Below are 21,642 nucleotides of genomic sequence, written 5' to 3' on the forward strand. Positions count from 1 at the left end.
TCGGCTCGGGCGTGCCTCCGGCGCTACGATTGCCGCGAGATGACGAGCAAAGAGACCAGCCTCAGCGACAAGCCCCGGCCGCGGACCCCGGTGGTCCCGCGCCGCGCCCTGCGTGACGGCGTGTACGACGCGATTCTGGAGAAACTCCTCGACGGCTCGGCCCCGCCCGGCAGTTCGCTGGGGATCGACCCCTTGGCCAGGGAACTGGAGGTGTCGCCGACCCCGGTGCGCGAGGCGCTGGTCCAGCTCGAGCACACGGGCCTGGTCACGCGGACCGCCCTCAAGGGCTATCGCGTCGCGCCGCCGCTCTCGCCGGGCCAGCTGGCCGAGCTCATGGACATGCGCTGCATTCTGGAGACGGCCGCCGTGGAGCGGGCCCTTCCGCATGCCGACGACCTGGTCCCCGAGCTGCAGGCCGCCCACGCCCGGCACGTCCTCGCCGCCCACCGCGTCCGAAAGCTGCGCGGAGCCGAGGGCCGGCCCGCGGACTTCGCCGATCTGCGCGACTACTTCACCGCGGACTGGGAGTTCCACCTCACGATCATCCGAGCCGCCGGGAACCGGTTCCTGACCCAGTCCGTCGAGTCGCTCGGCGCCCATGTGCACCGGCTTCGGCAGACCGCGGACCACGGCACCATGGACCTGGAGCAGGCCGTCGGCGAGCACGCGGCGATCCTCGCCGCCTTCGCCTCGGGCGATCCGGAGCAGCCCGTGGCCGCCATGCGGGACCACCTGGAGGCGGTGGCACGACGCGTGTCGGCCGACGGCTGAATCCCGGCGCCGTACAACGTTGTCCGGCCGCGGGCGCATCGCATCGCCGATGCGCTCCGCGGCCGTTTTCGTCTTCCGTGTCCGGAACTTTTCGTCCGGCCTCTTGTCAACGCACGGACCGGCCCCTAGCTTCTTCGCATATCCCATAGGATCTCTGATGTCGCAGGGATGCGCGACCGGAGACTTCCTCCCCCTGACGCAAGAAGGCTACGAATGAAGCCACCTCTGCGCATGGCGCTGGCCGCCACGAGCGCCATCACCCTGCTCTCCGGGTGTTCGCTGCTGAACACGAGCCCCCCGGTGCCTCGCGACTGGACTCCGCGCGGTTCGGTGTCCGCCCTGGTCGCCTTCGCCCCCGGCGGCGGGAGCGACCGCTCCGCCCGGGTCATCGCCCAGGGCCTCAACGAACTCGACGCGGGCTTCGACGTCAACGTCGAGAACAAGGAAGGCGGCTCCGGCGCCGTCGGCTGGGCCACCTTCATGGCGGAGAAGGGCAACGGAAACGCTCTGCTGGTGGCCGAAAGCGCGCTCAACACCCTGCCGATCGTCTACGACGTGCCCTTCACCTACCGCGACTTCACACCGCTGGTGATGTTCGCCAAGGACTCGCGCATGGTCGTGGCGGGCAAGGACTCCCCGTTCGACACCTGCAAGGAACTCGTCGAGGCGAGCCGCGAGAAGGCCGTCAAGACCGGCTCCAGCGGCAAGACCGGCGCCGACTCCCTCGTCGTCGCGGCGTTCGAGAAGAACGGCGGCAAATTCTCCGTCGTCCCCTACGGATCCACCGGCGAAGTCCTCACCGGGCTGCTCGGCGGCCGGATCGACGTGGCCCCCGCCAGCGCCGCGGCCGCCAAACCGTACCTGGAGAGCGGCGACTTCAAGGCGCTGTGCACGCTGACCGACAAGCGCTACGACGACCCGCTGCTCGGCCGCGTGCCGACCGCCGGGGAGCAGGGCCTGGACGCCAGGGTCACCATCTGGCGCGGCGTGCTGGCCCCCAAGGGCATCGACGACGTCCAGCGCGACTACTGGATCAAGGCGATCCGCAAGGCCATGCGGGCCGACACCTACCAGGACTACATCCGAGGCGACCTGCTCATCCCCGCCGACGTCGCCGGCGAGGACTTCGAGAGGTTCCTCCACGGCTACGACAAGCAGATGCGGGAGGCGCTGTCATGACGCACACGACCCCCGTGCCGCCCGCCCGCCGACGGCGTTCCGTGCTCACGGCGCACGCGGTGCTCGCCGCCCTCGGCGGACTCTTCTTCGCCGGCTCCTTCTCCTACCCGTGGACCAACCCGGAGGACGGCACCGTCGGAGCGGGCGCCCTGCCACGCGTGGCCGGACTCCTGCTGCTGCTCATCGGCCTCGGCCTCGTGCGGCAGGAGGTGCGCGCCGGATCCGTCCTCGAAGGGGACGGGCACGTCGAGGAGTCCGCCGGCCACACGGCGGCGCAGCGGCGGGAGATTAGCCGCAAGCTCGTCGTCGTCACGGCCGCCATGGCCGTCACCGCTCTGCTGATCCCGGTCCTGGGCATGCTGCCGTCACTCGCCCTGATGACGCTGTTCCTGACGGCCGTCGTCGAGCGGATGCCCCGGCCGGCCGCCCTCGCCACCGCAGCGGGCGTACTGGTTGTCTCCTACGTGCTGTTCGTCGTGGTCCTTCGGGTACCACTGCCGTTCGGTGTGTTCGACCCGGTCCTGTGGAGCACCCTGTGATCGACCACATCGTCACCGGCTTCGGTGCGGCCCTCAGCGCCGAGAACCTCCTGTGGTGCTTCGTCGGCGTCCTGCTCGGCACCGTCATCGGCATCCTGCCCGGCCTCGGCTCCGCCACCGGCGTCGCCATCCTCATCCCGGTCACCCTCACCTTCGACCCGCTGACCGCGCTGATCATGCTCGCGGGCATCTACCACGGCTCGCAGTTCGGGGCCACGATCACCGCCATCCTGATCGCCACCCCCGGCGAGGCGTCCTCCGTCGTCTCCACCCTCGACGGCTACCGGATGGCACGGCAGGGCAGGGCCGGACCGGCGCTGGCGGTCTCCGCGCTCGGGGCCTTCGTCTCGGCGATGGTCTCGCTGTTCGCGCTCGCCGCCGTCGCGCCCTTCTTCGCCCGGCTCGCCCTGGACTTCGGTCCGCCCGAGATGCTCGCCGTGATGATCCTCGGCCTGTGCACGATCGTCGTGTTCTCCGGCAGGAATCTCCTCCTCGGCATGGGCATCGGCCTCGCCGGCATCCTCATCGCCTGCATCGGCATCGACGTCGGCTCCGGCACCCCCCGCTACACGTTCGGCCAGATCGACCTGTTCGGAGGCGTGCCGTACGTCGAGGTCATGATCGGTCTCTTCGCCATCGGAGAACTGCTGAACCAGCTGCACACCGGTATGGCCGAACCGGTCAAGGCACGCTTCCGCGACCTGCTGCTCACCAAGGAGGACCTCAGGCGCGCCACCCCCGCCACCGCGCGAGGAACGGTCGTCGGCTTCCTCCTCGGCTGCCTTCCCGGCGCCGGCACCACGCTGGCCTCGTTCATGGCGTACGGAGCGGAGAAGCGCTTCTCGAAGAATCGTCAGAAGCTCGGCACCGGCGCCATCGAGGGCGTCGTCGCCCCCGACGCGGCCACCAACGCCGCCTCCAACGCCAACTTCGTCCCGACGCTGGTCCTCGGCGTGCCGGGCGGCGCCACCACGGCCGTCCTCCTCGGAGCCTTCCTGATCTACGGCATCCAGCCGGGCCCACTGCTCTTCGAGAACCAGCCCACCCTGGTCTGGGGTCTGCTCGCCTCGTTCTTCATCGGCAACGTCATCCTGCTGATGCTGAACCTGCCGCTCGCCCCGGTCTTCGCCCAACTGCTGCGCGTCCGGTACGCGATCCTGTACCCGCTGATCATCGTCACCAGCCTGATCGGCGCGTACTCGGTCAAGAACAGCATGCTCAGCGTCTGGATCGTGATCGTCTTCGGTCTCGTCGGATACGGCATGAAGCGCCTCAACCTGCCGGTCGCACCGCTCGTGCTCGGCCTGGTGATCGGCCCGCTGTTCGAGAAGGCGCTGGTCCAGACGTCGGCACTCGGCGAGGGCGCCGTGCTCTCCCAGATCACCGGCAGCGGTACCGCGATCGGCATCCTGCTCCTGGCCCTGCTGCTCGTCGCCGGCCCCACGGCGGTCGCGGCGCTTCGCGGGAAGAGGAGCACGGACGATGCCGGCAGGGCGGGCGCGCCGGCCGCCGACGGCACCGACCCGCAGACCACCACGGACCGCGCCGGCACGGCGAGCGGTCACACTCCCGCCGCCGTGGACTCGCTGACCACCACGGACCGCGCCGGCACGGCGAGCGGTCACACTCCCGCCGCCGCGGACTCGCTGACCACCACGGACCGGGCCGGCACGGCGAGCGGTCACACTCCCGCCGGGGCCGACCCCGACCGTCCCACTTCCCAGGAAAGGCCGTCATGAGCACCACCACGACCACCAGCCGTACCCGCGTAGCCGTCACCCTCGGCGACCCCGCGGGTGTGGGCCCCGAGCTGATCGCGAAGCTGCTGTCCCGCCCGGAGAGCACCGCGTCCGCCGACATCGTCCTCATCTCCGACGAGGCCGAGCTGAAGGCGGCGGGGGAGGAAACCGGTCTGCCCATCGTCTACAGCACGGAGCCCATCGCGGGCGTGCCGCTGCTGCACGACAACAGTGCCGCTCGCCCGGTCGCGGCCTTCGAGCGGCGCAAGGCCACAGAAGCCGGCGGCCGCTGGGCGCTCGACAACCTCAGGACGGCCCTCGGCATGGTCAAGCGCGGCGAGGCGGACGCCATCCTCTTCGCCCCGCTCAACAAGACCTCGCTGCACCTGGCCGGTATGACGGAGAACGACGAACTCCGCTGGTTCGAGGACGTGTTGGACGTCGGCGGATTCACCTCGGAGCTCAACGTCCTGCCGGGCCTGTGGACCGCGCGCGTCACGTCGCACGTCTCGATAGCCGAGGTCGCCGAGGGCATCACCCGCGAGAACGTCGTCCAGGCGGGCCGTCTGCTGGACCGGGTGCTGCGCGAGTCGGGCCTCGACGCGCCGCGGATCGGCGTCTGCGCACTCAACCCGCACGCGGGGGAGAACGGCAAGTTCGGCCGTCACGAACTGGACATCATCGGCCCGGCGATCGGCGACCTGGCGGGCGAAGGCATCGACGTGACGGGCCCGTTCCCGTCCGACACGATCTTCCTGCGGGCCAAGGCGGGTGACTTCGACGGCATCCTGACGATGTACCACGACCAGGGGCAGATCGCGATGAAGCTGATGGGCTTCGACGGCGGTGTGACCATCGCCGGCGGACTGCCCGTCCCCATCTGCACCCCGGCCCACGGCACGGCCTTCGACGTCGTCGGCAAGGGCGTCGCCACCACCGGCTCGATCCAGAACGCCTTCGATCTCGCGGTCCGCATCGGCGGGCGCAGGGCGGCGCGCGGGTGACGCGCGAACGACGCCGCGGATGCGGGGCCGCGCGCGGATGAACCCCCGTCGGCGGGGGTACTCGCTCCTCTCCGGGCGCGCCCGCGCCGAGGAGCCGCCGCTGCGCGCCCGTTGAGACGGGAGCCGAGGGGCAGCGCGCCCTGTTCACGGACGCACGTACCATCGGCGCCCCGGTTCCCGGAACCGGGGCGCCGATGGCTCAGGCGTCACCGTGGCGGCGACGGTCGAGGACGCGGCGCTCGGCCTCCTCCACGACGAGGCGTACGGCCGGTTCCTCGTCGTGGGCCGGACCGCCGCCAGGGCCGGCGCAGTGGGAACAGCGCGGGGACGCACGGCGCCCAGAGGGGCTGCACGGACGCCGGAACAGCCGGCGTGAACGTGTTCACGTGCCCATCCGCTCCACACCCACGGCGCGGGCGCGGGCCACGAGGGGGCGCGACACGACGGTGATCGCCAGGGACACCGCGGCGAGGGCGGTGATCGCGGTGCCGGGGGCGACGTGGTGGGCGACGCCGCCGGCAATCGCCGCACCGAGACCCTGACAGGTCATCCGGCCGGCGGACTCCACGCCCTGGACCTGACCGCGGACCGGGCCGGGCGTCAGGTCGAGGAGCTGCTCCTGCAGAGGCAGGGTGGCGGCGAAGCCGACGCCGGCGGCGAACACGGCCGCTGCCGCGACCAGCACCGGCGGACACGTCACGAACAGCAGGAACGGGGCCGCGAGCAGCAGTCGCAGGGGGAAGGCGCAGCGGCGTCGCCGGTCGGCGGTGAGCAGGCGGCCCACGGTCAGGTCCCCGAGCAGCATGCCTGCCGATCCGGCGGCCAGGAGAGGGCCGGCGCTGCGGGGGTCGTAGGAGATGAACAGGGCTTCGCAGCCGACGATCAGCCCGTTGGGAACCCACAGGTTCAGCAGGAGCGCCCGCCGGCCGGAGTGGGAGAAGAGCGCGATGTTCGTGGTCCAGGTACGGCGCAGTCCGGGACGCCTGGTGAGACGGATCGAGTGCTCCCTGACGGTGGCCGCCACCACGACGAGCCCGAGACCGTTCAAGGCCGCGGCGACGGTGAAGAGTCCTTGGGGGCCGAGGTGTCGCAGCAGCACGGCGCCGAGGGCGTAGCCGAGGATGGCCGTGCCGCCGGAGGTGATGTTCATGAGCGAACGGGCCGGAGCGTACGCGGAGGCCGGCACGGCCTCGGCGAGCAGCCCCAGCCGTGTGCCGGTCGCCAGCGACTGGAAGAACCCCAGCACCAGCAGCAGTCCGAACCGGACGGCCAGTGGCAGGCCCGGAACCGCCTGCGCGGCGACGCCCGCGACCGAGACGAACTGGAGCGCGGCGACGGTCCGTCGCGGCCGCCTCCCGTCCGCGACCGACATCAGGGTCAGCGCTCCGAGCACCGTCGCGAACGTGGCGCCGTACATGCTCACGGCCGTCAGGAAGGGCGAACCTGTCTCGTGGTCGACCAGGGTTCCGAGTGCGAAGCCCGACACGGTGCTCGCGGCGACCGACAAGGTGAAGCTGGAGTAGAGGCCGGTGAACTCGCTGTTGCGCAGCAGTTCGCGATAGCCGGTGGTGGGCACGGAGGGCGAAGGTGGAGCGGGGGCGTCAGAGGGCATGAAAAAAGCCTCCGGACGCGTGCACTGCCGCGCCGAAGGCCAACTCACGTCATTCTAACAGGCAGTTGGAGCTGCGTGGCTCACACCGCATGCGTGCCGAGCCGTTTGCGCCTCGCACACATATGTTTGTCTCTCATGTGACGAGATGCCATAGGGGGCATTCGGGTGGTAAGCAGCCCGCACCGCAACTGCGCGAACCAGCCCGGCAGTCCTCCTCATCAGTTGCACGACAACCGAGGAGGTACGCATGAACAGCGGACAGGCTTCCACCATCGCTCCGGTCGCGAGCTCGGCGTTCGACCACTACCGCTTCCCCGGAGCCCTCGTCGACGACCCCGGGACGACGCACATCTCCTACGACGGCCTGGAGTCCGGCGACTACGTGCTGCCCGCCCCCGACCCCGGCCGGCGCGTCCCCCTGCCGCTGGAGCCGGCGGACCGGCGTCGCCTGGACCTGCACGCCGCGCTGACCACCGCGGGCATCGCGCCGCTTCCGGGCGATCTGGCGGCGATCGAGGCACTGTGCACGCTGGACGACACCACCCACGCCGCACTCCAGCGGTGGATCACCCGCTGCCTGTGACTCGCAGGCGGGCATCCGCACCGGACGGTGGGCGGACCAGGGCGCTGCGGGCCGGATCACCCTCCGTGATCCGGCCCGGACGCGCAGACCGGACCGGGGCCGCGCGAGCGGGCTGTCCGTCCGCGGGGGTGCGGCCCCGATCGGCATCGCGCCGCTGAGCCGTCTCCCGCGGGTCCGTGCGCATCGGCTACGTCCTCGCATCCCCGGGCATCGACGCCCGCCGAGCGGACGTCCTCCCTACCCACGCCTCCGATCACCTGCCTGTCCGGGGCGGCATCCGCCTCCCGGGACGACCGGCAGCCGTTGCCGGCGGCTACGGCGCGAGTCCTCACGACCGGCAGGTCCCGTCAGGCGGCGGTGGCCTTGACGGTGACCGGGATGTTGCCGCGCGTGGCTTTGGAGTAGGGGCAGATCCGATGGGCGGCGGCGCCCAGTTCCGTGGCGGTCTTTTGGTCGACGCCGCCGAGCTCGACGTCGATAACGGCAGCCAGGCCGAACTCGCCGTCGTCACCGTGGTTGAGCGTGATCTCGGCGGTGACGGCGGTGCTCGTCAGGCTGACCTTGCGCCCGGCGGCGGCGCGGCGCACGGCCCCCCAGGAAACAGGCCGCCCAGCCCGCCGCGAACAGCTGCTCGGGATTGGTGGCGTTACCGGCGCCACCAGCTCCTTCGGGACGGCCAGAGTGGTCTGCAGAAGTCCGTCCCCGGATCGGACGCGGCCGCCGTTGCGGCCCTCTCCGTCGACGGTCACAACGGCGGTGTAGCTGACTGCCATGACTGCTCTCCCTTTCGTGCATCGAACCTCCGGACAGGCCGCCTGCTGCGTCACCTGTTCAGGTGGTTATTGAATCTTGAAGCTTCATGCATCACTGGTCAAGGCGGTGAGTGCTGTGCTCGATTTGATTGTCATTCCACCAGGTTGACAATGAACAACCGTAGGTAGCGGGCGTGGAGATGGATGCTTGTCACCTGTTTGACCGGTGACGAAGTGTATGGGACAGTCAGGCATCGAACAGGTCCTCACACGTAGACGCACGGAGGGATTTCAGATGATCAACAGGCGTGACTTCAGCAGGGCCCTGGGGCTGGGCACGGCCGCGACCGCCGCTTCGCTGACGGGCCTGCAGGGCCCGCAGACCGCGTCCGCCGTCCCCCGGAGCGCACCCGCGACGTCGACCGTTCCCACTCTCACCCCCGGCGTGCGCACCACCTTTCCGCAGCTGAAGCAGATCAGGGCCGGCCTGCTGAACGTCGGCTACGCCGAACTGGGCCCCGCCCACGGTCCCGCGGTCATCTGCCTGCACGGCTGGCCGTACGACATCCACAGTTACGTCGACGTCGCCCCACTGCTGGCCGAGGAGGGCTACCGGGTGATCGTCCCGTATCTCCGCGGCCACGGCACGACGCGCTTCCTCTCCGACCGGACGTTCCGCAATGCCCAGCAGTCAGCCGTCGCCCTCGACATCGTCGCCCTGATGGACGCCCTGAAGATCGAGAGGGCCGTTCTGGCCGGCTTCGACTGGGGCTCGCGCACCGCCGACATCGTCGCCGCACTCTGGCCCGAACGCTGCAAGGCCCTCGTGTCGGTGGGCGGATACCTCATCACCAACCTCGAGGCCAACCTGAAGCCGCTGGCCCCCGGAGCCGAATACGCGTGGTGGTACCAGTACTACTTCTCCACCGAGCGAGGCCGGCTCGCCATGGAGGACAAGTCCCTGCGCCATGACCTGACCCGGCTCGTCTGGGACACGGTCTCCCCGACGTGGGACTTCGACGACGCCACGTTCGAGCGCACCGCGGCAGCCTTCGACAACCCCGACTACGCGGCCGTCGTCATCCACAACTACCGCTGGCGGCTGAGCCTCGCCGACGGCGAGCGCCGCTACGAGGGACTCGAGAAGCGGCTCGCCACGCGGCCGGTCATCGAGGTGCCCACCCTCACCCTCGACGCCGAACGGGATCCCTTCACCGCTCAGGGCAACGGCGCGTCGTACCGGGACAGGTTCACGGGCAAGTACGAGCACCGAACCCTGACGGGGATCGGCCACAACCTGCCGCAGGAGGCACCCACCGCCTTCGCCCGGGCCGTCATCGACGTGGACCGTTTCTGACTCTCATTGCCACCCTCTCGACAGGTGACGCACCTGTTTCCCCCGCAGACCGAACGGAGTTCGACCATGGAAAGCAAGAAGGCCACCGACACCGCCGTGGCGGCACGCCGAGCGCGGTTCGGCAAGCTGCCCGAGCGTATCCGCCATGAGGACATGGTCGAGGGAAAGACGGCTACGCCCAACGACCCGACGCGGTACGCCGACGACCCGGAGAGATCGTGGACGTCCTTCTCCTGCCTCGCCACCGACCTGGCCCTCTGAGCCGTGGCAACCGAGGTGACGATCCTTGCCCGGTGTCGCAGTCACCTGTCAGAATGGTGATGTGAACCTCGATCATGTCTTCGTCTGCGGGAACCCGGCACTCGACTTCGCCGCCACGCTCCGAGCGCGCCGTTCGGTGCGCTTCGAGATGTTCGCGACGCCGGACAGGCTGAACGCATGGTACGTGGAGTCCGGCATCGTCGATGCGGTCTCCCCCTGTCGGGAGGCCGACGTCGAGCAGGCGACGACCGTACGGGAAGCCATGTACCAGCTGGTCACCGCCCGTCGGCTCGGGGAGGAGTACGACGGGGCGGCGCTGACCGTGGTCAACAACGCGGCACGCAAGCCGCCCGCGGTGCCGCAGCTCACTCCGTCGGGGCGATGGACGCAGGCAACGCCGGAAGAAGCCCTTTCCGTGGTGGCGCGCCACGCCATCGAGCTCCTGAGCGGGCCGGACGTGCCCCTGCTCAAGGAGTGCGGCAACCCGGAGTGCACCCGCACCTACATCGACCGCTCGCGGGGCATGCGCCGGCAGTGGTGCGGGATGGACTCCTGCGGCAACAAGATCAAGGCGGCAGCGTACCGGGCCCGCAAGAAGACCGAGCCCGCGGCGGCCCGCTGACCCGGCCGGCGCCGCCGGTCATGGCGACGGCCCGAGGCCGTCAGGTCCGTACCGGCTCGCCTGCCGCCGCGCGGAGGTGTTCGATGCCGGTGTCGAGGGCCGCCTTGAGGTGGGTCGAGTCGCCCGTGGACATCAAGATGGTCACGCCCCCCTGAATTCCCGCCAGCAGAGCGGCGGCCGTCCGGTCCACGTCAAGGGCCGGCGACACCAGGCCGTTCGCCTGGAGGGTGCGGATGCCGCGGGCGAGCTGCTGCTGCCATTGGCGCATGAGCTCGGTGACGATCGCCCGCGCGCCGGGGCGGGACCGCCCGACCTGCAGGAACAGTGACCCCAAGGGGCAGTGGTCGCCCTGGAGTTCGTAGCGCTCCACCACCACGTCCCGCCACTGGTGCCAGGACTCCCACGAGTCCAGACGTCCCAGGTGCGGCTGCTGGTCCTCCAGGACGCGGTCCGCTTCGAACCGGGCTACCGCCAGCAGCAGTTCGTCCTTGCCGTCGGGGAAGTAGTGGAAGAGCTGGCTCTTGCTCGTGCCGGTGCGGCTGCGGATGTCGTCGAGCGTCGTGAAGGCGACGCCTTGCTCGCGCAGCACCTCGGCCGCCCCCTCGACGATGCGGGCCCGTGTGGCGCGGCCCTTTGCTGTCGGTGCGTCCGGCATCTGGCCTCCTCGTCCCTCCATCTCAATGGACTATCAGGTCCACTTTACCGGCATGAGGCCCGGGAAGCGGTGAGAGCAGGCCCCTCGGTCTGGACTTGCCGGTCCATTTTCTGCGACGCACAGTTGGCAGCACACTGCGAGACAAGGGAGATCGCGTCATGAGTGAACGACTGCGGAACAAGACGGCGTTGGTCACGGGGTCGACCAGCAATATCGGGCAGGCGATCGCCGAAGCGTTCGCAGCCGAGGGGGCCCACGTCATCGTGTCCGGGCGCAATCGGGAACGCGGGGCACAGGTCGTCGAAGGCATCCGCGCATCAGGCGGCCGGGCCGATTTCCTGGTGGCGGACCTCGACGGCAGCGCGGAGGCTTCCCAGGACCTGGCCGACCGGGCCCGTGAGACCTTGGGCGGGCGGATCGACATCCTGGTGAACAACGCCGGCATCTATCCCGCCCCCGGCACCACCGGCACCGACGAGAAGACGTTCGACAAGGTCTACGGAGTGAACGTGAAGGCGCCGTTCTTCCTCACCGCTGCCGTCGTCCCGGCCATGACGGAGTCCGGCGGCGGAGTGATCATCAACCTCGGCTCGTGGATCGCGCGCCTGGGCGTTCCTCTCGGCGCGCTCTACAGCTCCACCAAGGGAGCCATGGAGACGCTCACCCGGGCATGGGCCGCCGAGTTCGGCCCGATGGGTGTGCGGGTGAACGCCGTCTCGCCGGGCGTGATCCTGCCCCCGGCCCCGGAAGGCAGCGAGCCGCATCCGGGCGAGATCATGATGAAGGGCACCCCGGCCGGTGGCGTCGGTACGCCGGACGCCATCGCGCATGCCGTGGTCTGGCTGGCCAGTGACGAAGCGGCCTTCGTGCACGGAACCGTGGTGGACATCGACGGGGGCAGGACAGGCGTCGCCGTCATCGCCGCCTAGAGAGCACGAGTTGCGCGGTCGGCGGGCCTGATGCGCGACGGGACATGGGCCGTCTGAGCGCTGTCGCCCGCCGCCCGCCGCCTGGCGAGCGACAGGCGGCGCCGGCAATCTCCGTACCGTCGGGCAGTGGTCGGCTTGTAGTGTGGTCGGCTTGTGCCTGTCGACGCACGCGACGAAGGAGAGCCACGCCATGGCCGCGCCGTACCCTCCGATCGAACCCTACGACCGCGGCATGCTCGACACCGGCGACGGGAACCTCGTCTACTGGGAAGTGTGCGGCAACCCGGCGGGCAAGCCCGCCCTCGTCGTCCACGGCGGACCCGGTTCGGGCTGCACGGAGGGCTCGCGCAGGTCGTTCGACCCGGAGCGGTACCGGATCATCCTCTTCGATCAGCGCGGGTGCGGCCGCAGCACACCCCACGCGAGCGACCCCGCCACGGACATGGGGCTCAACACGACCGAGCACCTGATCGCCGACATGGAGCGGCTGCGGGAACACCTGGGCGTCGAGCGGTGGTTGCTCTTCGGCGGCTCGTGGGGGTCCACGCTCAGTCTCGCGTACGCCGAGCGGTATCCCGAGCGGGTGTCGGAGATCGTCCTCGTTGCTGTCACCAGCACCCGGCGCTACGAGATCGACTGGCTCTACCGGGGTGTGGGCCGGTTCTTCCCCGAGGCGTGGGAGCGTTTCCGGGACGGAGTTCCCGAGGCCGACCGGGACGGCGACCTCGTCGGGGCCTACGCGCGCCTCATGGAGAACCCCGACCCGGACGTGCGCGCCAAGGCGGCGGCGGACTGGTGCGCCTGGGAGGACGCGGTCGTCTCGGCGGAGCCCCAGGGCCGGCCCAACCCGTACGGCGACAGGCCGTCCCCCGCCAGGCTGGCGTTCGTGCGGATCTGTTCGCACTACTTCGCCCACGCGGCCTGGCTGGAGGAAGGCAGGCTCATCCGGGACGCGGGGCGTCTGGCGGGCATCCCCGGCGTCCTGATCCACGGCCGCCTCGACATGAGCGGGCCGCTCGACACGGCCTGGGAACTCGCCGGTGCCTGGCCCGGTGCGGAACTGGTGGTCGTCGAGGACTCCGGACACCTGGGCAGTGCCGCGATGCGCACGGCGATGTACGGGGCGTTCGAGCGGTTCGCGCAGCCGGTGCGCTGAGCGGCCGGCCCGCGAACCACTGCCCGTTCCCTCGGGCCACCGCGCCGGCGGGGGCGACCGGGTCACGCGAGCAGGCTTGCCTCGCCCGTGACACGGATGCCCGTACGGTCCCCGGGACGCACGGCGACCGGCCCCGACACGCGTACCTCCACCGACTGGTCGAGGCCGTCCACGTCCACGGTGACCATGGCGTCGTGGCCGTAGAAGTCCACCTGCGACACCGTGCCCCGGGCTGCTGCCGACTCCGGTGCGGTGAGCCGGAGTTGCTCCGGGCGCAGCACCACGGTGCCGGCCGGCGAGCCGGGCGCGCAGGAGAGGGGGAGGCGCCCGAGTGGCGTCTCGGCGCAGCCGTCGTCCGCCGTGCCCGGCAGCAGCACGGCGTCGCCGACGAAGCCGGCCACCCAGGGGTCCGCCGGGCTGCGGTAGAGCTCCTGGGGGTGTCACGCTGGGCGACCCCGCCGCCCCGCACGACGGCCACGAGATCGGCCGTGGAGAGGGCTTCCTGCTGGTCGTGGGTGACCAGGGGCGCGGTGGCGCCGGTCGCCCGCAGGGCTGCGCGGACATCCGTCCGGACACCGGCCCGCAGGGCACTGTCGAGGGCGTTGAACGGCTCGTCGAGCACGACAAGTTCCGGTTCCGGCGCCAGTGCGCGGGCGAGCGCGATGCGCTGCTGCTGGCCGCCGGAGAGCTCGTGCGGCAAGCGGTCGCCGTATCCCGCCGAGGCCGACCAGGTCCAGCATCTCCTCCGTACGCCACCTCCGGGCCGTGCGGTCCAGCCCGGACAGGCCGAAGGCGACGTTGCGCGCCACGGTCAGGTGCGGGAACAGCGCTCCCTCCTGCGGGACGATGCCGACCCGGCGGTGCTCCGGCGGCACATGCGTGCCCGGTGCCGTGAGGATGCGCCCGCCGACCGTGACGGTCCCCGCGTCGACGCGCAGGAACCCGGCGACGATCCTCAGCAACGTGGTCTTCCCGCAGCCCGAGGGCCCGAGTACGGCCGCGAACGCGCCACCCGGGACGGTGAGGTCCAGCCCGTCGAGGACAGGCGCACCGGCTTCACGGTCGTACGCCTTGGACACGCCGGTGATCTGAAGGTCGGTCATGTGCGGTGCCTCCCGAGGAGGTACGAGGGGACGGCAGCCAGCAGAATGAGCGTGGCGGCGTAAGGGGCGGCCGCGGCGAAGGAGCCGGTCCCGGTCTCCGTCCAGAGCCGGGTGGCCAGGGTGCCCATACCGGTGGGGCGCAGCAGCAGGGTGGCGGGCAGTTCCTTCATACAGACCACGAAGGTGAGGGCGGCTCCCACCGCGACGCCGGGAGCGGCCAGCGGCACGGTGACCTCGCGCAGGACCCGGAGGGGGCCGCGGCCGAGCGAGCGGGCCACGTCCTCCAGAACGGGCGGGGCCCGGAGCACCGCGGCGCGGGTGGCCGCCACCGCGACCGGCAGGAACAGCACGGCGTACGCGCCGACCACCAGCGGCAGCTCCTGGTAGAGGGGCTCGGCGTAGCGGACGGCGACGGCATCGCCTACGCGGCGGTGGCAACCCGGCTGACGCGCCGGCGCCCCTCGCTCCGCCTGCGGCGTACGGCCCCGGCCGGCGCGGAGTAGCCGCCGGGGCTCCGATGAGCGGCGAGCGGCGTGAGTTCGCCGTGCCGCGCAGCCGCCACAGCACCGGGCCCCGTCGCGCTTCGCAACCGTAAGCGGCCGGCCGTCGAGGCGTGCAGGCGCGAGGGATCCGGGTCGGTCCGGTCCGGTCCGGTCCGGATCTACGCGTCCCGGCCGGCTTCCCGAGCTGCACGCTCCAGTCGGTCGCGATAGTTCTCCCACCACGCCGAGTCACCCGGCGGCATGTTGTCGTTGCCCTTGTTCATCCCCACGGCGCCATCCAGTTGCTCCCGGATGATGTCGGCGTGCCCGGCATGCCGGTGGGTGTCAGCGATCACGCGCACCACGGCATGATGCAACGTCACCTCGTCCCTGCCGCTGGGCCACCACGGCACTCTGCCGATCGTGTCCAGCGCCAGCGCGTCGATGGTCGCGTCCGCGTGCGCCCACGCCCGGCGGTAGAGCTCCACTATGTACTCGCGTGACTCTGCGGCGGTGGCCCACATGTCCGCGTTGGGCTCGGCGCCGTCTTCGAGCCAGGGCAGCGGCTCGCCGGACGGCCGGCCGAAGGTGTCGCCGAGATAGCCCAGTTCGACACTGGCCGCGTGTTTCACCATGCCCAGGAGGTTGGTGCCGGTCGGCGTCATGGGGCGGCGGACGTCGTACTCCGAGAGCCCTTCCAGCTTCCACAACAGGGCGTCGCGGGCGGACTGCAGGTAGAAGTGGAGGTCGCGCTTGGGATCCGATGCGGTCATGGGGCCAGTCTGCCGCTCGCGCGATCTTTGTCCACCGTCTTTTCCCACTGGGGGAACTCGCGCCCGCTCCTCACTTGTCGAGGAACGCCAGGGTGCGCTGGAGCAGCAGCGTGGCCGCCTCCGCGTCATAGGAGGGCAACGAGCTGTCGGCGAAGTTGTGCTGCTCGCCGGGATAGAGGTGCAGTTCGGCGTCGGGTACCTCGCCGACGAGCGCGCGGGCCGCCTCGGCATCGCCTTCGTCACGGAAGACCGGATCCGCCTCCATGGCGTGGACACGTGCCGGGACTCCGGCGGGCCAGGGCCCGAAGTACGAGGCCGGCACGCACGCCGAGACGAGCACAGCGCCGCGGGCCCCGGGGCGCGTCTGGGCCAGTTTCTGCGCGGTCACCACACCGAGGGAGAACCCGACGAACACGACGTCCGCCGGCAGTTCCGCGACGGCGCGCGTGCCGCGCGCGAGGATCTCCTCGATGCCGACCTCCGACAGGTGCGCCAGACCGGCGTCCAGGGTGTCGAACGTGTGGCCGTCGTACAGGTCCGGCGCGTACACGGTGTGTCCGGCGCCCCGGAGTTCCTCGGCGAAGCCGATGACCCCTGGGGTCAGGCCCTGGGCGTGGTGAAAGAGGACCACATCCGTCACGTCGCTCTCCCTCTATGGCACCAGCCGCAGCAGTGACCCACGATCCTAGAACACGTGCTCGTAGCGCAGGGCCCGTTCACGCCGCGTGCCGGTCACGACGGCGGGTCCGGCGACGCTTGAGGGAACGGCGCTCGTCCTCGTTCAGCCCGCCCCAGACGCCGGATTCCTGGTTGTTCTCCAGGGCCCACTTGAGGCACTGCTCCCGGACCGGGCACCGCCCGCTTCTCTGGGGGCCAACCCGGTGTGGTGTGACGTTGTGTGAGGGCAGTAAGTTGATCTTCTGAGACTCGTTCTCGGGGGGTGTGGCTCTGTGGCGGGTTGTTGCATCAACCGTCAGATCATGGAGTTGCATTGCGTGCCTTTCCTGTGGATTTGCCGTCGGGAGTTCGGTACTGGACGGTCGTCGACGACGACTTCGAGGTGGTCTGGGTCGCAGATCAGTGGCTGCGGTTCCTGCGGTTCGGTCGGAGCCGGGCCGAGCTGACGACGAAGGCGTACGCCGAGGGCGTGGCGCTGTACCTGCTGTGGTGCCGGATCACGGGGCGGCAATGGCCCCAAGCAGCCCGGGACATGGGCCTGTTCATGGTCTGGCTGAAGTACACGCCATCGACACCGGACGGTGAACCAGCTCCGGTGGTGCTGGGGCCCGGGGCCGAGCCGGCCCGGAGGGAACGGCGGATCAACGCGGTGCTGACCGCGGTGCGGGGGCTGCTGTCGTACGCCGTGTCGGTGGGCAAGGCGCCCCGCTCGGTGCTCGGGCAGATATACGAGCTGGCCGACAGCCGGGACCTGCCGCTGGAGGCCCAGGGTGAGGATTCCGGCCTGTCCTACCGGCTGCGGGCCGTCCACCGGGTGCAGGAGCCGGAGGCGGAGGTGGACCGGGCCACCGACGACGAGCTAGTGGCAATGTTCCTGGAGTGCCGCAACGCCCGGGACCGGCTGATCGTGCTGCTGCTCGGCCGGGTCGGGCTGCGCCGTGGCCAGGCGGCCGGCCTGCACCGCAGCGACTGTCACCTGCTGCCTGATTCACGGGCTCTGGGCTGCGACTACGAGGGCGCCCATGTTCACGTCCGGCGCCGCGACAACAGCAACCGGGCGTGGTCGAAGTCGAAGGAAGCGTGGACGCAGCCGCTGGACTTCCTGGTAGTCCAGGCTTTCGACCAGTACATCGACGAGCGCCACGAGATCCTCGGGGCGGGCGGCAGTGACTTCCTGCTGGTGAACCTGTTCCGCGAGCCGCTGGGGGCGCCGATGCCGCCGGACGCGCTGGGCGAGTTGTTCGAGCGCCTGGGGCAGCGGGCCAAGCTGTCGCGGAAGGTCGGCCCCCACATGGCCCGCCGCGCTTTCGGCAGCAACGTCTCAGATGCCGGCGGGTCGGTGGACGAGGTGCAGGCCCTGCTCGGTCAGACACACCCGGAGTCACCCAGGCCCTACCTGATTCCTGACCGGGCACGATTGCGTGAAGCGATCGAGCGCGTTCCCTCTCCGCGGTCCCTGCACGGGACGGGGGAGAAGTGATCGTGACGCCGTTGCCGCTGGCCCAGGAGCTGAAGGACCTGCGGACTGCGGAGATCATCGCCGCACTGGACGCCGACTTCCTGAGCCTGGTGAGCTGGGACTGGGACGTGCGGGTCGTCCGCTATCCCAAGAGCCATCCGGTGCTGGGCATGCCGGACTGCGAGATACCGGGCTGCACGAAGGGCACCCCGCTGGGCGAGCCCGTATGCATCGGCTGCAGGAACCGCTGGCGGCAGTCCGGGATGGCCTTCGAGGACTTCGCCACGGCCCCGAGGCCGGGCACGTATCACCGCTCCGATGGACAGACGCTTTGCCGGGTCTCGGGATGCCAACGGCCGCCCCGACTGGTGACGCACGGCCTCTGCACGACCCACGGGAGCCGGTGGCTGACGTCGTCCGAGCTGACTGTGGAGGACTTTCTGCGGAACTCTCCGCAGAAGGGGCTGCCGGGGTTCGGCCCCTGCCGGGTTGCGGCCTGCTACAGGCTGCGCGGCTCGGAGCGGACCGTCTACTGCGAGGTCCACCGCGGGCGACTCAACCGTGAGCGGCGCCTGGGGACCTTCTGCGGCGACGAGGAGCGGTGGCGCCTGACGACGCCGGCGGTGGCCGTCAACCGCGAGGCTAGCCTGCGCGGGCTGCCCGACCGGCTGGTCGCCGAGCTCCTCTACTGTCTGCAGGTCCGCACCGTCCGGGAGGTGAAGACCCGCGACCACCGGATCCGGCACATCAGCGATCAGCTGCGTCTCCTCCAGGTCCCCAGCCTGGAAACACTCGAAGACGCCGACCTGGTCCGCGCGGGGCTGGTTGACGACCTCCGGATGATCATCAGGGGCGCCCAGACCGCCCTGCGCAGGCTGGGGGCGACTCCGGAGACCGAACGCCTCAAGGACATCTGGGACCTGTTCGTCTTCGGCCACCACGGCACCCTCAACTTCAGCCGTATCCATCAGCAGCCCCTCCGTGAGGCGGTCAAGATCTGGGCCTACGACGAACTCCCGCGGCGACGCGGTCGGAACGTCGCCGGCTCCATGCAGAACATGATCCGCGGCATGGAACAGCTCTCCGAGAGCCTGCGGCTGCAGCGAGACGACGAAGGACATCAACTCCGGTTGCTGAGCCGCACGGACATGGTCAGTTTCTGCAACCGGGTCGCGTTCCTCGCCGAGGCCGGCGTCTTCGGGGCTCACCACCGGGTCAATGTGATCCGCTACGTCCGCAACATCGTGAACCGGATCCGCGTCATGGGCCTCACCGGCCCCGACCAGGTGCTGGAGGGTCTGCCGGCCGACTTTGCCCTGTCCGTGCAGGACATCCCGGACGAGCCCGAGGACACCGAGGCCGGGCGCGATCTGCCGGACGAGGTGATGCGGGAACTCTGCGACAACCTCGACCTGCTGGAGAAGATCAGCAACCGCGAGTTCCGCGTCGCGACCGAGCTGCTCATCGACACCGGGCGGCGGCCCGACGAGATCAGCACGTTGCCGTTCGAGTGCCTGGAGAAGGATCCGGACGGCACCCTCGTCTTGCTCTATGACAACTCCAAGAACTACCGGCTGGGCCGCCGTCTGCCGATCGGGCAGGTGACCGCCGCTGTGATCACGGAACAGCAGGAACGGGTACGCGAGCGGTTCCCCGGCACCCCGGCGAGCAAGCTCAAGCTGCTGCCGAGCCCGATCTCCAATCCCCAGGGGACGAAGCCGATCGGTTCGATCGGCGAGGCTCATCGAGCGTGGGTCGACAGCTTGCCCGACATCATGATGCCGGTCGTCGTCGAGGCTGACGGGCAACTGGTGACGAAGATGCTGCCGTTCGACAAGTCCAAGATCTTCCCTTATGCCTACCGGCACTCCTTCGCGCAGCGGCACGCGGACGCCAACATCGCCCCGGACGTGCTCATGGATTTGATGGACCATCGTGAACTCTCCACAACTCAGGGCTACTACCGGGTCAGCCAGGAGCGACGGCGCGAGGCCGTCGACCGGGTCACCGCCCTGCAGTTCGACCGTCGCGGCAACCGCGTCTGGCGCAAAGCACAGGCGATGCTGGACTCCGAACACGTACGGCGGGCCATCGGAGAAGTCGCCACGGCCTACGGCATCTGCCTGGAACCGCACAACGTCGCAGCCGGCGGCCAGAGTTGCCCGCTTCGCTTCCGCTGCGTCGGCTGCGACCACTTCCGCACCGACGTCTCCTACCTTCCCGACCTGGAGCGCTACCTCTCTGACCTGCTCCGCAGCCGCGAACGGCTCATGTCGGCGTTCGAGGCCGACGACTGGGCCCGCAGTGAGGCCATACCCTCCGAAGATGAGATCCGGCGCGTCCGCCGCCTGATCAACCGGGTCAAGGCGGACCTGGACGACCTGTCAGAAGAGGAACGCGCCCAGATTGAGGAAGCCGTCGCCGTGGTCCGCCGCGGCCGCGTGGTGATGCTGGGCATGCCCCGTGTCGGCCAGCCACTTCCTGATGTCAGGCCTTGGAGGCTGCCGTGATCCCCGCCATGCGTGATGGCCGCCAGGCGGACACCGAACGCCGCCGCCAGCGGGTGGCCACAGCGGTCAAGAACGCCGCGAAGAACGGCACCCCGATCAGCGTCTCGGCCATTGCCCGGCAAGCCGGAGTAGACCGCAGCTTCCTCTACCGTCACCGCGACCTGCTCGAAGTCGTCCATGCTGCCGAACTCGAACCGGCAGCCCAGGACCCGGCCGCCGGCGGATCGCCGGTGAGTCGGGCCTCGCTCCAGGCCGACCTCGCCAACGCCCAGGCCCGCAACACCCGCCTGACCTCCCGCATTCAGCAACTGGAGAAGCGGCTTTCTCACGCACTTGGTGCTCAGGCGTGGCAGGAGTCCGGACTGGGTGCCCCGGCCGACATCGACGAGCTCCAGCGAAAGATCACCAGGTTGGAGCAGCAGAACGTCGAACTGATTGCCGCGCTGGATGAGGCCCGATCCGATCTCGATGCCGCGCGGGCAGCAAATCGGGATCTGACCAGGGCACTGAACCAGCGCGGCTGAGACGGTCTTCTCCGGGTCGGCACCAGTGCCGCCACGAGCGTGCTGGCGTGCAGCTCGGCGGCCGGCCCGGGCACAGGTCGGAGGATTGTGCCGAGCTGCACGCCGGGGATAGTGGGGGCAAACTGGCAGTATCCAGTTCTCCGTCGTAGTGACGGGATGGTGAGACAGTGCCGGACCAGGAGTTCCAAAGCAGCAGTCGAAAGTGGCAACGCCCGAGACCGCTGGGCTATGGTGCAGCAGTTCAGGCAATGGCTGGCACGGCCGCACCGCTTCTAGCCGGATTCTCGATCGCGCTGGTGGGCGTTGTCGCACAAGCTCCCGAAGCCATCCGGTGGCCAGGGGCATCACTCTTGGCGCTCATCATGTCAAGCGCTCTCCTAGTTTCCTGTGTCCAGTTTGGATTCCGGGCACGCGAATACCTCTACTCGAAAGCCGAGTTGGATGAATGGGAACCAACCTCTGCTAGCGAGTTCGAGACAGACTACCTGCGGAAGAAACAGAGAGAGCACTTTGGGAGATGGGAATTTTGGTCAAATCTCGCCAACTGGTGCTACGACCTGGGCATCGTCGCCCTGTCCGTGGCGGTTGCGGTCACAGTAGCTCCGCCTGATCAGTACGGTGTCGATCCCGTGACCGACACAGAAGAAAACATTAGGTGGGCTGGCTTCGCATTGGCTCTGGCCTCGGGCGCAGCGGAGGCAATCTGGATCTCTGTGGCCGAGCGTCGCAAGCGAAAGGAACCAAGACAACGTCCAGACAGGTCTGAAGTGAGAGGTCAGACTTCATGAATCGAGAACGAGGACGTCCAGAAACGAGCAATACGGAACGGCGCAAAGTCAACCGTTCAACTGAGCAAGCTAGGGGGAAGAGGGCCCAGGACACCGATAAGTCCCCTGATAAGAGTCCCGTTTGCGTGGACCACGAAGTGGAAGATTGTCCTGTGTGCTTCCCTCG

The 21,642-nt window shown here is 69.7% G+C and carries 18 protein-coding genes and 4 pseudogenes; 14 read left to right on the forward strand and 8 right to left on the reverse strand.

Translation table 11 applies throughout. The annotated features are described in order from the left end of the window. The first annotated feature begins 39 nt into the window (after positions 1 to 39). The 5 genes from QFZ82_RS36500 to QFZ82_RS36520 all read left to right on the forward strand — a co-directional run bounded on the left by QFZ82_RS36500 (position 40) and on the right by QFZ82_RS36520 (position 5,232). The gene (locus QFZ82_RS36500) at positions 40 to 771 is read left to right on the forward strand and encodes a GntR family transcriptional regulator (RefSeq protein ID WP_307717209.1); all 732 of its coding nucleotides are present in this window, start codon (positions 40 to 42) and stop codon (positions 769 to 771) included. A 213-nt stretch (positions 772 to 984) separates the two neighbouring features. Further along, a complete protein-coding gene (locus tag QFZ82_RS36505; protein ID WP_307717210.1) occupies positions 985 to 1,950 on the forward strand; it encodes a tripartite tricarboxylate transporter substrate binding protein in 966 nt (321 codons plus the stop codon). Beyond that, positions 1,947 to 2,489 (forward strand): tripartite tricarboxylate transporter TctB family protein, encoded by a 543-nt coding sequence (locus QFZ82_RS36510; protein ID WP_307717211.1) that lies wholly within the window; start codon positions 1,947 to 1,949, stop codon positions 2,487 to 2,489. Before QFZ82_RS36505 ends, QFZ82_RS36510 begins: the two co-directional genes overlap by 4 nt. Next, positions 2,486 to 4,228, forward strand: a complete 1,743-nt coding sequence (locus QFZ82_RS36515; RefSeq protein WP_307717212.1) for a tripartite tricarboxylate transporter permease — start codon at positions 2,486 to 2,488, stop codon at positions 4,226 to 4,228. Before QFZ82_RS36510 ends, QFZ82_RS36515 begins: the two co-directional genes overlap by 4 nt. Continuing rightward, the gene (locus QFZ82_RS36520) at positions 4,225 to 5,232 is read left to right on the forward strand and encodes a 4-hydroxythreonine-4-phosphate dehydrogenase PdxA (protein ID WP_307717213.1); all 1,008 of its coding nucleotides are present in this window, start codon (positions 4,225 to 4,227) and stop codon (positions 5,230 to 5,232) included. Before QFZ82_RS36515 ends, QFZ82_RS36520 begins: the two co-directional genes overlap by 4 nt. Before the next feature lie 382 nt (positions 5,233 to 5,614). On the opposite strand, the gene QFZ82_RS36525 is transcribed toward QFZ82_RS36520, so the two are convergent. Further along, on the reverse strand, positions 5,615 to 6,844 hold the full coding sequence (locus QFZ82_RS36525) for a hypothetical protein (RefSeq protein ID WP_307717214.1): 1,230 nt from the start codon (positions 6,842 to 6,844) through the stop codon (positions 5,615 to 5,617). 247 nt (positions 6,845 to 7,091) lie between these two features. On the opposite strand from QFZ82_RS36525, the gene QFZ82_RS36530 reads away from it, so the two are divergent. Beyond that, positions 7,092 to 7,427 carry a hypothetical protein gene (locus QFZ82_RS36530; protein WP_307717215.1) on the forward strand — a complete coding sequence of 112 codons (336 nt, stop codon included), beginning with the start codon at positions 7,092 to 7,094 and terminating at the stop codon, positions 7,425 to 7,427. A gap of 347 nt (positions 7,428 to 7,774) precedes the next feature. On the opposite strand, the pseudogene QFZ82_RS36535 reads toward QFZ82_RS36530, so the two are convergent. Further along, positions 7,775 to 8,200: pseudogene (locus QFZ82_RS36535) on the reverse strand (organic hydroperoxide resistance protein). A gap of 274 nt (positions 8,201 to 8,474) precedes the next feature. Here QFZ82_RS36535 and QFZ82_RS36540 point away from each other — a divergent pair. From QFZ82_RS36540 to QFZ82_RS36550, 3 genes are all read left to right on the forward strand, one after another. Continuing rightward, positions 8,475 to 9,536: an alpha/beta fold hydrolase gene (locus QFZ82_RS36540; protein WP_307717216.1), complete on the forward strand. Its 1,062-nt coding sequence runs from the start codon at positions 8,475 to 8,477 to the stop codon at positions 9,534 to 9,536. Positions 9,537 to 9,602: 66 nt separating this feature from the next. After that, positions 9,603 to 9,797, forward strand: a complete 195-nt coding sequence (locus QFZ82_RS36545) for a hypothetical protein (RefSeq protein WP_307717217.1) — start codon at positions 9,603 to 9,605, stop codon at positions 9,795 to 9,797. Positions 9,798 to 9,858: 61 nt separating this feature from the next. Then, positions 9,859 to 10,419, forward strand: a complete 561-nt coding sequence (locus QFZ82_RS36550) for a CGNR zinc finger domain-containing protein (RefSeq protein WP_307717218.1) — start codon at positions 9,859 to 9,861, stop codon at positions 10,417 to 10,419. 40 nt (positions 10,420 to 10,459) lie between these two features. Here QFZ82_RS36550 and QFZ82_RS36555 read toward each other — a convergent pair whose 3' ends face one another. Further along, complete coding sequence (locus QFZ82_RS36555; protein WP_307717219.1) at positions 10,460 to 11,074, reverse strand: TetR/AcrR family transcriptional regulator; 615 nt, start codon at positions 11,072 to 11,074, stop codon at positions 10,460 to 10,462. 158 nt (positions 11,075 to 11,232) lie between these two features. Here QFZ82_RS36555 and QFZ82_RS36560 point away from each other — a divergent pair, with 158 nt between their 5' ends. After that, positions 11,233 to 12,003 carry an SDR family NAD(P)-dependent oxidoreductase gene (locus tag QFZ82_RS36560; protein WP_307717220.1) on the forward strand — a complete coding sequence of 257 codons (771 nt, stop codon included), beginning with the start codon at positions 11,233 to 11,235 and terminating at the stop codon, positions 12,001 to 12,003. A gap of 190 nt (positions 12,004 to 12,193) precedes the next feature. Beyond that, the gene (gene pip, locus QFZ82_RS36565; protein WP_307717221.1) at positions 12,194 to 13,159 is read left to right on the forward strand and encodes a prolyl aminopeptidase; all 966 of its coding nucleotides are present in this window, start codon (positions 12,194 to 12,196) and stop codon (positions 13,157 to 13,159) included. Between the two features lie 62 nt (positions 13,160 to 13,221). Here pip and QFZ82_RS36570 read toward each other — a convergent pair. The 5 genes and pseudogenes from QFZ82_RS36570 to QFZ82_RS36590 all read right to left on the reverse strand — a co-directional run. Then, positions 13,222 to 14,262, reverse strand: a pseudogene (locus QFZ82_RS36570) (ABC transporter ATP-binding protein). Beyond that, positions 14,259 to 14,672 (reverse strand): annotated as a pseudogene (locus tag QFZ82_RS36575) (ABC transporter permease subunit); the annotation flags it as partial. The pseudogenes QFZ82_RS36570 and QFZ82_RS36575, both read right to left, overlap by 4 nt. Before the next feature lie 251 nt (positions 14,673 to 14,923). Beyond that, positions 14,924 to 15,517 (reverse strand): DinB family protein, encoded by a 594-nt coding sequence (locus QFZ82_RS36580; protein WP_307717222.1) that lies wholly within the window; start codon positions 15,515 to 15,517, stop codon positions 14,924 to 14,926. 70 nt (positions 15,518 to 15,587) lie between these two features. Beyond that, the gene (locus tag QFZ82_RS36585) at positions 15,588 to 16,157 is read right to left on the reverse strand and encodes a dienelactone hydrolase family protein (RefSeq protein WP_307717223.1); all 570 of its coding nucleotides are present in this window, start codon (positions 16,155 to 16,157) and stop codon (positions 15,588 to 15,590) included. Between the two features lie 76 nt (positions 16,158 to 16,233). Next, a pseudogene (locus QFZ82_RS36590) lies at positions 16,234 to 16,374 on the reverse strand (WhiB family transcriptional regulator); the annotation flags it as partial. Positions 16,375 to 16,523: 149 nt separating this feature from the next. Between QFZ82_RS36590 and QFZ82_RS36595 the strand changes: the two are divergent. Genes QFZ82_RS36595 through QFZ82_RS36605 form a run of 3 tightly spaced genes read left to right on the forward strand, consistent with a single transcriptional unit; the run spans position 16,524 to position 20,688 of the window. Beyond that, positions 16,524 to 17,675: a site-specific integrase gene (locus tag QFZ82_RS36595; RefSeq protein WP_307717956.1), complete on the forward strand. Its 1,152-nt coding sequence runs from the start codon at positions 16,524 to 16,526 to the stop codon at positions 17,673 to 17,675. A 2-nt stretch (positions 17,676 to 17,677) separates the two neighbouring features. Next, complete coding sequence (locus QFZ82_RS36600) at positions 17,678 to 20,164, forward strand: tyrosine-type recombinase/integrase (RefSeq protein WP_307717224.1); 2,487 nt, start codon at positions 17,678 to 17,680, stop codon at positions 20,162 to 20,164. Next, on the forward strand, positions 20,161 to 20,688 hold the full coding sequence (locus tag QFZ82_RS36605) for a DUF6262 family protein (RefSeq protein WP_307717225.1): 528 nt from the start codon (positions 20,161 to 20,163) through the stop codon (positions 20,686 to 20,688). Before QFZ82_RS36600 ends, QFZ82_RS36605 begins: the two co-directional genes overlap by 4 nt. The last annotated feature ends 954 nt before the right edge of the window (positions 20,689 to 21,642 follow it).

Origin of the sequence: Streptomyces sp. V4I23, from assembly GCF_030817975.1 — a bacterium.
In the GTDB taxonomy this organism is placed as follows: domain Bacteria; phylum Actinomycetota; class Actinomycetes; order Streptomycetales; family Streptomycetaceae; genus Streptomyces.